Annotated in this window: 13 protein-coding genes and 1 tRNA gene; 13 read left to right on the top strand and 1 reads right to left on the bottom strand. The window is 71.2% G+C overall.

Annotated elements, in window-relative coordinates; genetic code table 11:
- The first annotated feature begins 33 nt into the window (after nucleotides 1-33).
- The 13 genes from IF20_RS04215 to IF20_RS04155 all read left to right on the top strand — a co-directional run bounded on the left by IF20_RS04215 (nucleotide 34) and on the right by IF20_RS04155 (nucleotide 12063).
- Nucleotides 34-1053 carry a hypothetical protein gene (locus tag IF20_RS04215; RefSeq protein ID WP_052863586.1) on the top strand — a complete coding sequence of 340 codons (1020 nt, stop codon included), beginning with the start codon at nucleotides 34-36 and terminating at the stop codon, nucleotides 1051-1053.
- Entirely contained in the window at nucleotides 1050-1292 is a 243-nt protein-coding gene (locus IF20_RS04210; RefSeq protein WP_052863585.1) for a hypothetical protein, read from the top strand. Before IF20_RS04215 ends, IF20_RS04210 begins: the two co-directional genes overlap by 4 nt.
- Entirely contained in the window at nucleotides 1289-1681 is a 393-nt protein-coding gene (locus IF20_RS04205; RefSeq protein ID WP_052863584.1) for an RRQRL motif-containing zinc-binding protein, read from the top strand. Before IF20_RS04210 ends, IF20_RS04205 begins: the two co-directional genes overlap by 4 nt.
- Nucleotides 1682-1692: 11 nt before the next feature.
- Complete coding sequence (locus IF20_RS04200) at nucleotides 1693-2001, top strand: hypothetical protein (protein ID WP_052863583.1); 309 nt, start codon at nucleotides 1693-1695, stop codon at nucleotides 1999-2001.
- 70 nt (nucleotides 2002-2071) lie between these two features.
- A complete protein-coding gene (locus tag IF20_RS04195) occupies nucleotides 2072-3904 on the top strand; it encodes a hypothetical protein (RefSeq protein ID WP_199896482.1) in 1833 nt (610 codons plus the stop codon).
- Between the two features lie 98 nt (nucleotides 3905-4002).
- On the top strand, nucleotides 4003-6201 hold the full coding sequence (locus tag IF20_RS04190) for a hypothetical protein (protein WP_052863581.1): 2199 nt from the start codon (nucleotides 4003-4005) through the stop codon (nucleotides 6199-6201).
- Between the two features lie 224 nt (nucleotides 6202-6425).
- Entirely contained in the window at nucleotides 6426-6620 is a 195-nt protein-coding gene (locus IF20_RS04185; protein WP_052863580.1) for a hypothetical protein, read from the top strand.
- A 27-nt stretch (nucleotides 6621-6647) separates the two neighbouring features.
- A complete protein-coding gene (locus tag IF20_RS04180; protein ID WP_052863579.1) occupies nucleotides 6648-7121 on the top strand; it encodes a hypothetical protein in 474 nt (157 codons plus the stop codon).
- Between the two features lie 96 nt (nucleotides 7122-7217).
- Entirely contained in the window at nucleotides 7218-7943 is a 726-nt protein-coding gene (locus IF20_RS04175) for a class I SAM-dependent methyltransferase (RefSeq protein ID WP_052863578.1), read from the top strand.
- Complete coding sequence (locus IF20_RS04170; protein WP_052863577.1) at nucleotides 7940-8773, top strand: bifunctional DNA primase/polymerase; 834 nt, start codon at nucleotides 7940-7942, stop codon at nucleotides 8771-8773. The genes IF20_RS04175 and IF20_RS04170 overlap by 4 nt, the downstream gene beginning before the upstream one ends.
- 1 nt (nucleotide 8774) lies before the next feature.
- A complete protein-coding gene (locus tag IF20_RS04165) occupies nucleotides 8775-10250 on the top strand; it encodes an ABC transporter ATP-binding protein (RefSeq protein ID WP_052863576.1) in 1476 nt (491 codons plus the stop codon).
- Between the two features lie 473 nt (nucleotides 10251-10723).
- Nucleotides 10724-10924: a helix-turn-helix domain-containing protein gene (locus IF20_RS04160; RefSeq protein ID WP_110943815.1), complete on the top strand. Its 201-nt coding sequence runs from the start codon at nucleotides 10724-10726 to the stop codon at nucleotides 10922-10924.
- Complete coding sequence (locus IF20_RS04155; protein ID WP_052863575.1) at nucleotides 10924-12063, top strand: site-specific integrase; 1140 nt, start codon at nucleotides 10924-10926, stop codon at nucleotides 12061-12063. The genes IF20_RS04160 and IF20_RS04155 overlap by 1 nt, the downstream gene beginning before the upstream one ends.
- Before the next feature lie 78 nt (nucleotides 12064-12141).
- Here the strand turns inward: IF20_RS04155 and IF20_RS04150 are convergent.
- Nucleotides 12142-12215, bottom strand: a tRNA-Thr gene (locus IF20_RS04150).
- Nucleotides 12216-12367 lie beyond the last annotated feature (152 nt).

Here is a 12367-nt window from a genome sequence, read left to right as displayed (position 1 = left end):
GAACGGCGGGTGTTCACGGCGGCAGGCGCTGGCATGAACGGTGTTCAGGTCCGTTCAGCGGAGCGCGCGCTGTCGGTGGGCACTTGGTTGATCGTGGCCGGGGCCATGCTCTACTCCGTCCTGACCGTCACCCCGCTGATGGCCGCGCACACCCCGGACGGCTGGGTGTGGACGGCCCCGATCCTGCCGCTGGTGGTCGACGCCGCGGTGGTCATCGTGGTCCGGCTGGACTCGGTCCTCGCCCGGCTGGGCGGTCACGGTGGCCGCTGGCCGATCGCGCTGCGCTGGATGACCGGCGGCATGACGCTGGCCCTGAACGTCGCCGACTCCGCCCTGAACAAAGACTTGGTCGGAGTGGCTGTCCACTCGGTGGCGCCGCTGCTGCTCATCGTCACCGCCGAGACGGGCCTGGCCTACCGGCGGGCCATCACCGCCGCTCTGCAGGCGCAGGAGGCCCAGCAGCGGGCCGATCGGGAAGCCGCCGAGCAGGCTGCTGCCGAGCGTCGGGAGGCGGCGGAGCGCAGGGAGCGGGAGCGGCGCGAGCATGACGCGCAGCTCGCCCGTGAACAGCGTGAACACGAAGCGGCTCTGATTCGCGAGCAGGCTGAACGCGAGGAGCGGGCCCGGCGGGAGGAGCGCGAGCGGGAAGAGGCCCGCGAGCGTGCCGAGCGCGAGGAGCGTGAACGCGAGCGGCGGGAGCGTGAACAGCAGCAGCGCGAGCGTGAACGCCGTGAACGTGAGGCTGCCGAGCGTCGTGAACGGGAGCGGCGGGAGCGCATCGAGCGTGAACGCCGTGAACGCCAGCAGCGCGAGGAGCGGGCCGAGCGTGAACGCCAGGCCCTGCTGGCCGCCGGGCCGGCCGCCGAGAAGCTCCCCGAGGACCAGGCCCGCGCGAGGGTGCAGGCCGCGTTCGCGGCGGAGCTGCCGGTGCGGGCCGCGGCCGAGCTGACCGGCTGGTCCGTCGGCTGGGTCTCCACCCGCTACCAGGAACTGCGCGACTCCTCCCTCCCTGCCGCCTCCGAGCCCCGCGCTCTGGAAGGAGCGTCCTTGTGAAGCTCTCCCCGCACACCGCTCCGGCCGAGCCGGAGGACCTGCTGATCCGGATGCACAACCTCTTCGGTGCCGCGGTGGACGTCACCGGCAGGCCCTACGGGGACACGTCCCGCTGGGTGTGCCACGGCTGCGGGGCCCACTCGGAGTTCCCCGACACGGACATCCTGGCCTTCACCCGCATGAAGGCCAACGCCCACGCCGGTGAATGCCGGGCCGCCTACCACCGGCTCGAAGAATGACCGCCCGCCGGGACCTGTACGACCCCGGTGGCGAGCGGTACGGCATCCCGACCTACCCGTTCCGGCTCGCCCCGGACGGGTTGGCCACCCGCCGCCAGCTGCGCGCCCGGGGGCTGCGGCCGGGCGGACAGGAGATCGCCGCGCAGCTCCTGTGGTGCTCGCGTCGCTACCAGCCCAAGCGCCGGTGCGGCCTGCGAGTCGCCTACCTCTACCGCATCGACCTGGCCAAGCCCGTCCGGCCCATGACCCAGGCGAAGCGGGCGGCGCTGGCCAAGGCGAACGCCGCCCGCCGTACCTGCCCCAAATGCGGTCACGACGGGGGCTACACCCTCCCCACCTCACTCGGCATGTGTGTGGCCTGCGCGGACGCTCCCGCGCTGGCCGCTTAGAGGAGCCTCACGTGAACAGCATGAACCGCACCCTGCGCCGCTACAGCTTCCCCGTGTCCCTCGTCCTGGGCGGTGGCCTGGCCGCAGCCGCCGGGACCCAACTGGCCTCCTACAGCGTGCCGTCGGGTCTGTCCTTCGGATGCGCGCTGTGTATCTGCAGCACCTTCACCTCGTTCCTGCAGACCGTGGCCGAGGCGCTGACCACGACCACGCACCGCTGCCGCAAGGAAGGGTGCGACTTCGCCGTCCGTCTCGGCGCGCAGGCGGCCGAGAACCGCAGGTGGCAGGAGATCGCCGCCACGCACCCCCACCGCCACTGATCGGGAGGCTGCCATGTCCCCAACTTCAACAGAAACCAAGCCTTCCGCCACTACAACCACCCTGGCCCCGGTGGAGCACAAGCAGGTCACACCGGCCCCGCAGACCAAGGAGCCGGCTTCCGCGCCGGGGCAGACGCTGGGCGGGGTGCTCATCCCCGGCGGCGTACTGGCCGGGCTGATCGGCTTTTGCTGGCTGTCCCACCAGTTCGGCCTGCCCGCCGTGCTGCTGGCCGTCGTCGCCTGCGCCGCCGTCGCCACAAGCGCTCTGGTGGTACGGGCCGGACGCCGTGTGCGGAAGGCGGGCACGGGCCGACTGGGCCGCTCCTCCTTGCGTTCTCCCGGCACCGGACACCGCGCCTCTGCCCTACGCGCCGGGCGCGGCCCGGCCGGCGGCGGGGGCGGACGGATTCCAGGCGCTCGTTCCGGGGGCGGCTCACTGGCCCGTTCGGCTTCCGGAGCCGGCGGGCGGGGCACAGCCTCTGGTCCCTTGAGCAGCGCGGCGCGGAAGCCCGGCGGGCCGTCGGCGTCCAAGCTGCGCAAGCCGCTCACCGCGTCCGCGAACACGAGCGGTCAGCCCGCCGGCCTGGGGCGCAACGCGGCTGCCACGGGCGGCTCCGGCCGCCGCCTTCCGTCCCCCGCCGGGGCCGCGCGTACGCCGGGCCAGGGCGGCGGAAGCTCCCTGGCCAAGCCCGGCCGCGCTGGCGGTGCCGGCGCGCGAACGGGGCCTGCAGGGCGGCTGTTCCGGACGCTGAGCCGGAAGTCCCCCACCACCCCAGGTCACACCGGCGGAGGCGCCGGCCCGAGCGCGAAGCCGCAGTCGAGCGGCGGCAAGGGGAACTACAAGCCCGCGCCGCAGTCCGGGCCCGCGGCCCCGGGGCGGCTGGGGAAGGCCGCGAAGGCGCTGTGGAAGGCCACCAATCGCGGGCAGTCGGGCGGCAAGCAGCCGAACGCCGGCAAGCTCAAGTCTCGGCCCAAGCCGCAACCGCACGGCAAGAACAAGTCCAAGGGCGGCAAGGGCAAGCACGCGCCGAAGAAGCAGAAGCGGCAGTTCAGGCCCGCGGCCATGTCCGCGCTGCGGCGCGGCCAGTACTGGGCGGGCCGCAAGCTGCGCAAGCACACCAGCGCCCTGACCCGCCTGCGCCTGCGCAAGGCCGCCGCCCCCTTCCGGGCCACGGCCCGCGCAGCCGCCCGCTACGGCTCGCCGCTGCTGGCCCACGCCTGGCGCCTGGGCTCCCGCGTCCTGCTGAACGGGCATCTGGCGCTGGGCTCGGTGCGGTTCTCCACTGTCGGGCCGAACTGGCTGCGGCCTCTGGCCCGCGTCTTTCACACCCTGACCACCCCCGCCGCCCGGGCCTTGGCCTGGGCGGGCACTTGGGGCTGGCTGAACCGCTGGATGTACCGGCACACCGGCGCCGGCACCACCCCGCCCAAGGCCCGCCGTACCGCGCCGACCGGCGGCCGGACGGCCGGAGCACACCGGCCGGTGCACAGCCCGACCCGCATCCTCACCCCCGCGACGAAGGGAGTCCCTGTGTCCTCCATCGAACCCGCGCTGCCGCTGCAGTACGCCGCCGATGCGGTCCGTACCGCCGGCGCCATGATGGTGCTCAACCCGGCCGGGAACATGGTCGGCTACGAGGCGACCATCAACAGCCTGGCGGAGATCCAGCGCGCGATTGGCGACGTGATCTCCATGGCCGCGCACTCCAGCCGGGAGAACTTCAAGGTCAACGAGGCCATTCCCGAGGCGTACGACGACACCGCCGTCTACGCCCACGCGCTCGCCGGACGGCTGGACTCGATCCCGACGCTGTACCGGATCATCCACGCCGAGCAGATCGACAACATCGAGAACCCCACCATCCAGGGCGCCAAGTGGGACCAGTCCGCCAACTGGCAGTAACCCGCTAACCCGTCATCACCGCAGGTCAGGCACCGACCGTCGGTGCCTGGCCTGCGGCCTTCCGGCTCACCTCGACCGATCGAACGGAGACCCTGCTCATGCTGAGCCGTCCCAGCAACCACGAGCCGATCCCCTGGCGGCACGGCGTAGTGTCCACCCCGCTGTTCACCGCCGCCACCGTCTACGCCGGCGGCCTCGGCCTCGGGCTGGCTGCGGACGCCGGTACGGCACTGCCGCTGGGCTGGATCGGCGTCGGCTCCCTCACCGGCATCGCCGCCGCGGCCACCTCCCGCTTCATCCGCACCTCCGGTCAGTCGGCGTTCCGCCGCTGGTTCCACACCGGCTTCACCGCCACCTGGACCAGCGCCGCCTACGCCTGGATCAACTGGACCGCCCACGGCAGCCCCTGGACGCTCGCCTCCGCGGCCGTCGTAGGCGCCGCCACCGCCGCCCTGACCCCGTTCTACGCGATCGACCGGGGCCTGCGGGCCGAGGAGATCGCCGCCCAGTGGGCCGCCGAGGCCGGCACCGGCTACGGCGACCGTGCCGAATGGGCGCGCTTGTTCGAAGAGGTCGGGGCGAAGGGCGTGGAGGTCGGCAAGAGCCAGCGCACCCGCGGCGGCTACGCCATGCCCCTGAAGCTCACGAGCACGTCCTTCGAGCAGTTGCTGACCATGCTGCCAGCCCTGGAGACCCGCAAGGGCGACATCCGCCCCGGCTCCCTCCGCCTGGTCCGCAGCGACTCCGGCCTGGCTTCCGAAGCGATGCTGCACGTCACCACCCGCAATGTCCTGGCCGAGACCATCGACCTGCCGGACGACTACCACCCGCTGACCATCCGGGAACCGCTCACTCTGGGCCTGCTGGAGTCCGGTGAGCCGATCGAGATCCTGTTCCGCCAGGTCAGCATCATGATCGCGGGCATGAAGGGGTCCGGAAAGAGCGTCCTGCTCCACGTCATGATCTCCCTGCTGACCCGCTGCACGGACGCGGTGATCTGGATGATCGACATGGCGCAGGGCAACACCGCCAAGCGCTGGCTGCGCCCCTGGGCCCAGCAGTGGAAGGACGCCGACGGCCGCCTGATCGACCGCCCGATCCTGGACTGGGTGGCCACCGACCCGGCGGAGGCGGTACGGCTGCTGAACGCCGCGCTGGCCATCACCGACGGCCGGGCCCGCCGGATGAAGGGCGGGAAGATCCAGCCCAAGGACACCGAGCCGGCCGTCATCGTGCTGTCGGACGAGAACTCCGACCTCATGGCGTGGACGCCGGAAGCGCTCAAGGCGAAGATCCGGCTGCTGAAGAAGGGCCGGAAGGCCGCCGTGGACGTGGTCGACGCCGTGCAGCGCGGTACCGGCCCCAACACCGGCGGCGGTGAGGTCGATTCGCAGTACGACATCACCATCGGTATGCGCTTCGCCAAGAAGCAGGAGGGCCAGTTCGTCTTCCCCGGCCACTACCAGCAGGTCGACCTGTCCAAGCTGCCCGGCAAGGGCGCCCTCTACATCCTCGACCAGGCCCGCGCCCAGGAAGGCGGCATCGGCCCCGAGCGCGGCAAGGTCTACTTCGCCAACGACGAAGACGAGCACGCCGACGGCACCCCGCGCCACGACATCGAAGAGCTGGCGGTGGTCCGCTGGGACATTCGCCCCGACCTCGACCAAGCGGCGCAGGAGGACGCCGCGCCGTTCGGCTACCACGAGCGCTGGTCCGACCCCGAGCGGATCGCCTGGCTGCTGGACGCCCTCGGCCTGCCCACCCCGGCCGGTACCGGCGCCCGCGCCACAGGCGGGACGAGCGCCGCGGGCGGCAACGCCGCGTCGAAGCAGCCGACGGGGAGCATCGGGACGCTCACCCCGATGAAGCCCATCGAGTACTACATCGACAAGGCCAAGAACCCGCAGGCCGAGCCGCCACAGGAACCCACGGCCCCGGCCGCTGAGCACACCACGGGCGGAGGCTCGGGCGGGGGGCAGGATGATCCGCAGGTGGCCGCCGCGATCGCGCGGGCCCTGGAGGAGTTCGAGCGCATCACCGAACAGGCCGCCGAAACCACTGCGGACGAGGAAGAGGCTGCCGAGGCGGCGCCGGCCGGGCCGGAGTGGCTGCCCACCGCGATCGACGCGATCGAGTCCGCCGGGGCGATGGGCATGAAGCCGGCCGCCATCGCCGACCTTGTCGGCCGGGACCGCAAGACGGTTCGCGAGGCCCTCAAGGCCGCCGCCGAACGCGGCGAACTGGTCTACCGCGACCGCGGACCGCACTCGGTCTACGTCCACCCCAACCACGCCTGACCCTCACGCACGGTTACCGGGTAGTGGGTAGTGGGGCGCGACACCCCACTACCCACTAACCCCGCGAACCGCCCACCTGGGGGTTCTCAACAGGGGCTCCCCAGTAGACGCCCCACTACCCACTACCCAGTACTCACTACCCACTACAGCTACACACCGTGACCACCGCGTGGGCGGCTCTTCCTCCGAAGGGCCGCCCACCGCCGTACCGACGGGAGCTCCCTGTGGCCCTGACCGTCTCCGCCGCCGTCCTCTTCGGCGCCCTCACCTTCTTCCTCATCCGCGGCCGCCAGGTCGGCTCCGGCAGCGCCCTCGTGCTCTTCCTCTTCGGCTTCTTCGCCGCCGAGACCGGAGCCGCCAAGCCCATCTACGCCGCGTGCCAGGCGATAGCCAGCGCCCTCACTCAGCTCACCGCCTGACCCCGCCCACCCGTTGGAGGAGGAACCGTGGACCACCAACCCGCCTACCCGATCACCACCGCCCCCGCCCAGCGGGCACCCGCCACCCTCCAGCAGTCCACTGCGCTCCGGATGCCTGTGCACGAGATCCCGCCCGGCGTCCAGGTGGTCACCCTGCCCGGCGGCGTCCGCACCCTCGCCTACGCCGAACCGACCACCCCGCCGTCGCCCGTGGTCCCGGTCGCGCAGTCCGTCCCTGCCTGGGCCAAAACCACCGCCCTACTCGTGCCCACCACCGGCTTCGGCATCGGCGCCGCCGGAGTCGGCCTCTCCTACGCCGCACCGGGACTGATCGCCATGAGCCACGCCCTGTGGGCCGCCGTCGCCCTCATCGCCACCGGCAGCGCCGCGGCGGTAGCCCTGCTCAAGCGCTGCCGCCGCCCCGCACCCGCCCAGATCACCCAGAACATCACCGCCACCGGCCTGTTCGGCCGCGCCAGCGGGACCGTCAACCACCACTGACCACTCCAGGGCACACCGAAGGCGACCGCCCACTCTCGCCAAAGACGTGCGGTCGCCCTGGTCTCCAGCCCTTCCACAGACATGGAGGACTCCAGCATGACCCAACCCACCGACATCCGGCGAGCCTTCCGCGGCCAGCAGCCGCGCTTACTGGCCGCGTACTGCGGCGTCGGCGGCGACACCCGCGGCTACCAGGCCGCCGGGTTCCACGTCACCGGCGTGGACCTGACCCCGCAGCCCCGGTACATCGGCGACGCCTTCCACCAGGGCGACGCCATCGAGTTCATCCGCGCTCACGGGCACGAGTTCGACCTGATCCATGCCGGGCCGCCGTGCCAGTTCGACTGCACCCTGACCGCCGGCACCAACGCCGCCCGCCGCCACCGGTACCCGGACCTGCTGGAGCCGACCCGGGAGGCGCTGGAGGCCACCGGTCGGCCGTACATCATCGAGCAGCCGCCGGGGCGGGCGTCGAAGCGGATGCGGGTGGACGTCACGCTGTGCGGGGAGATGTTCGGCCTGGCCGTCATCCGCCACCGCAACTTCGAACTCGGCCACTGGACCACTCCCAAGCCCGCCCACCTGCCCCACCGCGGCCGCGTCGCCGGGATGCGCCACGGCGTCTGGTACGAGGGGCCGTACTTCGCCGTCTACGGCGAGGGCGGCGGCAAGGGCACCGTCGCCCAGTGGCAACGGGCCATGGGCATCCACTGGACGGGCGTCCGCAAGGAGATCGCCGAAGCCATCCCGCCCGCCTACGGCGAATGGCTCGCCCGCGCCTTCCTCGCCGCCCACGTCGGCGCGCTGGAGGTGGCCGCATGAACCAGCACCTGCACACCGCGTTGGAGCTGGCGAAGGCCGGTATCCCGGTGCTGCCGCTGCGGGCGGGCAAGCTCCCGTTCGGCAACTGCCGCGCCTGCGCAGGCAGCGCCTGCGGGGACCGACCGAACATGCTGGCCGCCGGCCCCTGCCAGTGCCCGGCGCCCTGCCACGCCTGGGCCGCCGGCACCACCGACCCGCGCGTGCTCACCTCCCCGGCCTGGGCTGCGGCGTGGCGGCAGGCCGCAGCCGTCGCCTACCACCCGGCCGGCACCGGGCTGACCGTCGTGGACCTCGACAACCCGGACGCCGTCGCCTGGGCCCGGCAGACCCTGCCGCCCACCCGCACGGTGCCAACGACTCGCGGGGAGCACTGGATCTACCGCGGAACGATGCAGTCCTCCAACGGGGTCCGGCCCGGCGTGGACATCAAGTCGCGCATGTCCTACGCCCGGTGGCTCGGCCCCGGCACCGGCGCCATGGCGGCGCTGCCGGACCAGGTGCGCGCCCTCGTCGTGAAGGAACCCGCCTCGGTCCGGCCCGCACCGCCGGCCGTCAGCGTGCCGGCCGGAGAGGGAGAGTGCCCGCACCGCACCCCCGTCTACCTGGAGCGGGGCATCGCCATGGCTGAGCAGCGCATCACCGAAGCCCACGTTGCCATCCACAACACGGTCTACCGCACCTTCCTCGCCGTGCTGTCCGCCCACGGCCGGTGCGGCTGCCTCACCGAGGCCCACATCGAGCGGCTGTTCACCGCCGCGCAGGCCAAGGGCGAGAAGCCCCGCCACTGCACCGACGCGTGGACCAACGCCCGTACCACGTTGGGACTGTGACATGTCCGAGGACGAGAAGACTCCGGCCCGCGAGGTCATCGCCGACTACGCGCAGGCCCACTTCCGGTACTTCCGCACCGCCGACGGGACCGTGTACGCGCAGAAGAACGGCCACCCCGTGGCCCGTCCGATCCGCTCCCAGGGCACCTCCGGCAGCCACCGGCAGGAACTCATGGTCGGCCTGTTCAAGGACGGGGTCGGAGTGTTCAACGGCACCGCGCTCAAGGAGGCGCTGGACTTGATCGAAGCGCTCGCGATGACCGAGGACACCCAGCCCGTCCACATCCGCGTCGCCCCCGGATTCGACGGCGCGACCTGGCTGGACCTGGGCAGGGACGACGGGCAGTCGGTCCGTATCCACCCCACCGGCTGGGACATCCGCGTTCCCGACCCGCGGGAGGTGTGCTGGCGGCGCACCCAGCTCACCGGGGAGCTGCCCCTGCCGGCCAAGGACACCGACGGCAAGGGCATCGATCTACTGCTGCGGCTGTGCAACTTCGCCGGGGCGGAGACCGAGTGCCTGGCCATTGCTTGGCTGATCGGCTGCCTGGGGCCGTCCGTGCCCGTCCCCGCGCCGTTCCTCACCGGCCCGCAGGGCGCGGGCAAGTCCACGGGGGGCCGGATGCTGGTGAGGATCATTGAGGGCATGAGCGGGGACCTGCGCCGCGCGCCGAAGGATGAGGAGAATCTGCTCGCGGCCGTCGCCGCGGGTTGGGTGACTGCCCTGGACAACCTCTCCCACATGAGCCCGGACCTGTCCGACGCCATGTGCTGCATCGTCACCGGCGCGGAGAACGTCAAGCGCGCGCTGTTCACCGACGGCGACGTCTTCCGCGTCGGCTACCGGCGTCCCCTGCTGCTGACCGGCATCGACGTCGGGGTCATCCGGCCCGACCTTGCCGAACGACTCCTGCCGCTGCGCCTGGAGCGGCCCAAGATCCGGCGCACCGAGGCCGAACTGTGGGCGGAGTACGCGGAGATCCTGCCCACCGTGCTCGGCTCGCTCCTGGATCTCACGGTCAAGGTCCGCGCGGTCGACGCGGAGACCCCGACCGACCTGCGCATGGCCGACTTCGCGCACCTGTGCGCGCAGCTCGACGCGGCCACCGGCCTCCGATCGCTCGACGCCTATCGGGCCAGCCTGGACGACCTCAACGACGACGTGATCGAAGGCGACCTGCTCGCGCAGACCGTCCTCAAGCACGCCGAGAGCCTCGCTGCAGGCACCGAGCAGCGGATGACCTCAACCGAGTGGCTGCACCTCCTCAGCGGGCTCTACAGCGGCGACGAACTGCGGCCCCTGCCCAGAGGGTGGCCGACCACGGGCAAGGTCCTCTCCGACCGGCTCAAGCGCCTCCAGCCCACGCTGGCCGCGCGCGGTGTCCTCATCGACTCCGGCCGCACCAGCGAGGGCCGCTACCTCGAAATGACCCGCGCAGCGGCCGCGACTCCGCACGAGCACAAGCCCATGTTCTGACCCGAGCCCCGCGGCCCGCCCCCGGACAAGCAAGAGGAGCACCACCACGCCGGGCGTGCTCCTCTTGCTGTTCGGCGGAACGCCGCCCGAAGGTCGCGCCGCGCAGCGGCTCCTTCCTCTCGCTCTGAGAGACCGCCGCACTCCAACAGACACCCCCTCTTTTGTCCTAAGAGGGAAGACGCTGCGTCATCTGCGTCATGCAGGCGAAAAAACGGGCCCTGACCTGCGACTACGGCCATGACGCAGATGGCGGACTCTGCGTCATCCTGCGTCATCTGCGTCATGCGATGACGCAGCCCATGACGCACCGATGACGCAGCCGCAGACCACTGCGTCACACAAAACACCAGGTCAGAAGCCCGAATGACGCTGATGACGCAATGACGCAGAAATCCGCACCTCGGACAGACACGGGCCCCTGAGCCCCGCACCAACTCCACTCGCAGGCCCCGCCCTCTCCCGGAGGTCTCAACGTGCTGACCGTAGCCACGAGCGAACCCCAAGCCCTCACCGTCCCGGAAGTCATGACCCGGCTGAGGCTCAGCCGCAGCAAGGTCTACGACCTGATCCGCTCCAAACAGCTCCCCAGCTACACGTCCGGCCGTGCCCGCCGTATCCCGGTCGACGCCGTACGCCACTACATGCAGGAACGAATCGAGGAGAACGCCGCCTGATGGCAGCCCGAAAGAGGAACCCCAACGGCGCCGGCAGCATCTGGCAGCGCAAAGACGGCCGCTGGGAAGGACGCGTCTACGTCCCGCAGCCCGACGGCACCCGCAAGCGCAAGACCATCTACGGCGCCACCTGGGAGGAGTGCGACGAGAAGCGGCAGGAACTCGTTCGGCGCGACCGTCAGGGCATCCCGACACCCACCCGGTCCGCCAAGCTCTCTGAGTGGCTGCCGTACTGGCTGGAGGAGTACATCAGGCCGCAGCGCAAGCGCACCACGTACGTGAAGTACGAGATGCACACGCGGCTTTACCTCGTGCCGCTCCTGGGCAGTCGCCGCCTGGAGTCGCTCACCACAGCGAACGTGCGGCGGATGATCTCGACGGTGACCGCACAGGCGTCGGCAGCCACCGCGAAGGAGGCTCACAGCGTCCTCCGTACGGCCCTCACGGCCGCCTGCCGGGAAGAGCTGATCAGTCGCAACGTGGTGCAGTTGGTCCCGGCCCCACGGGTCGAGCCGCGCGAGCTGCGTCCGTGGTCGCTGGACGAGACGTTGACGTTTCTGGAAGCCGCGCGGCGCGACCCGCTGTATCCCGCCTTCGTCCTGGCCATCGCGCTTGGCCTGCGCCGGGGAGAAATCCTGGGCTTGCACTGGCGGGACGTGGACTTCGACCGGCGGACGCTGACCGTCCGGACCACGCTGAATCGTGGCGGAAAGGACCTGTACCTGGATTCGACCAAGAACCGGCGGGCCAGGGTGATCCCAGTTCCGCTCATGTGCGTGGCTCCTCTGCGGTGGCAGCGCCTGCGGCAGGCCAATCAGCGGGCTGAGGTCGGATCGAAGTGGCACGACAACGGCCTGGTGTTCACTACGCGCAGCGGGCTGCCCATCGAGCCACGGAACCTGTACCGATCCTTCCTACGGATCACGGAGTCGGCCGGCCTGCCTCAGGTCCGTCTGCACGACACCCGGCACGGGTGCGCGTCCCTGCTTTTCGCGGCCGGCGTCGCGCCTCGCACCGTGATGGAGATCCTGGGGCATTCCCAGATCGCCGTCACGATGAACGTCTACACCCACGTGAACGACGACCACCGGCGGGAGGCGATGAGTCACATGGACCGGCTGCTCAAGCGGCGCCGGTAGCAGGGACTGCCGTCAACTTCTGCCGTCAACGCCTCCGTGATCGCTGATCACGGAGGCGTTTTCCCTGGTCAGGGGTAGAGCCCCCTGTCGGATTCGAACCGACGACCTTCGCTTTACAAGAGCGGTGCTCTGACCAGCTGAGCTAAGGAGGCGTGTCACGTGAAGTGTACCCAGGGCTCAAGGTTACCCGGCGGGGGAATTTCGTGATGTCCGACCTACTGACACCGGGTGCCGGTCCGGGTACCGTCCCTGGCAGTCGGTGTGCAGTGGACTACACCACAGCGCACGGGCTCTCCCATTCCTT

It is taken from the genome of Streptomyces niger (assembly GCF_000718305.1).
Classification (GTDB): Bacteria; Actinomycetota; Actinomycetes; order Streptomycetales; family Streptomycetaceae; genus Streptomyces; species Streptomyces niger.
The sequence above is the reverse complement of the archived record's forward strand: the minus strand, read 5'-3'. Positions and strand labels throughout refer to the sequence as shown.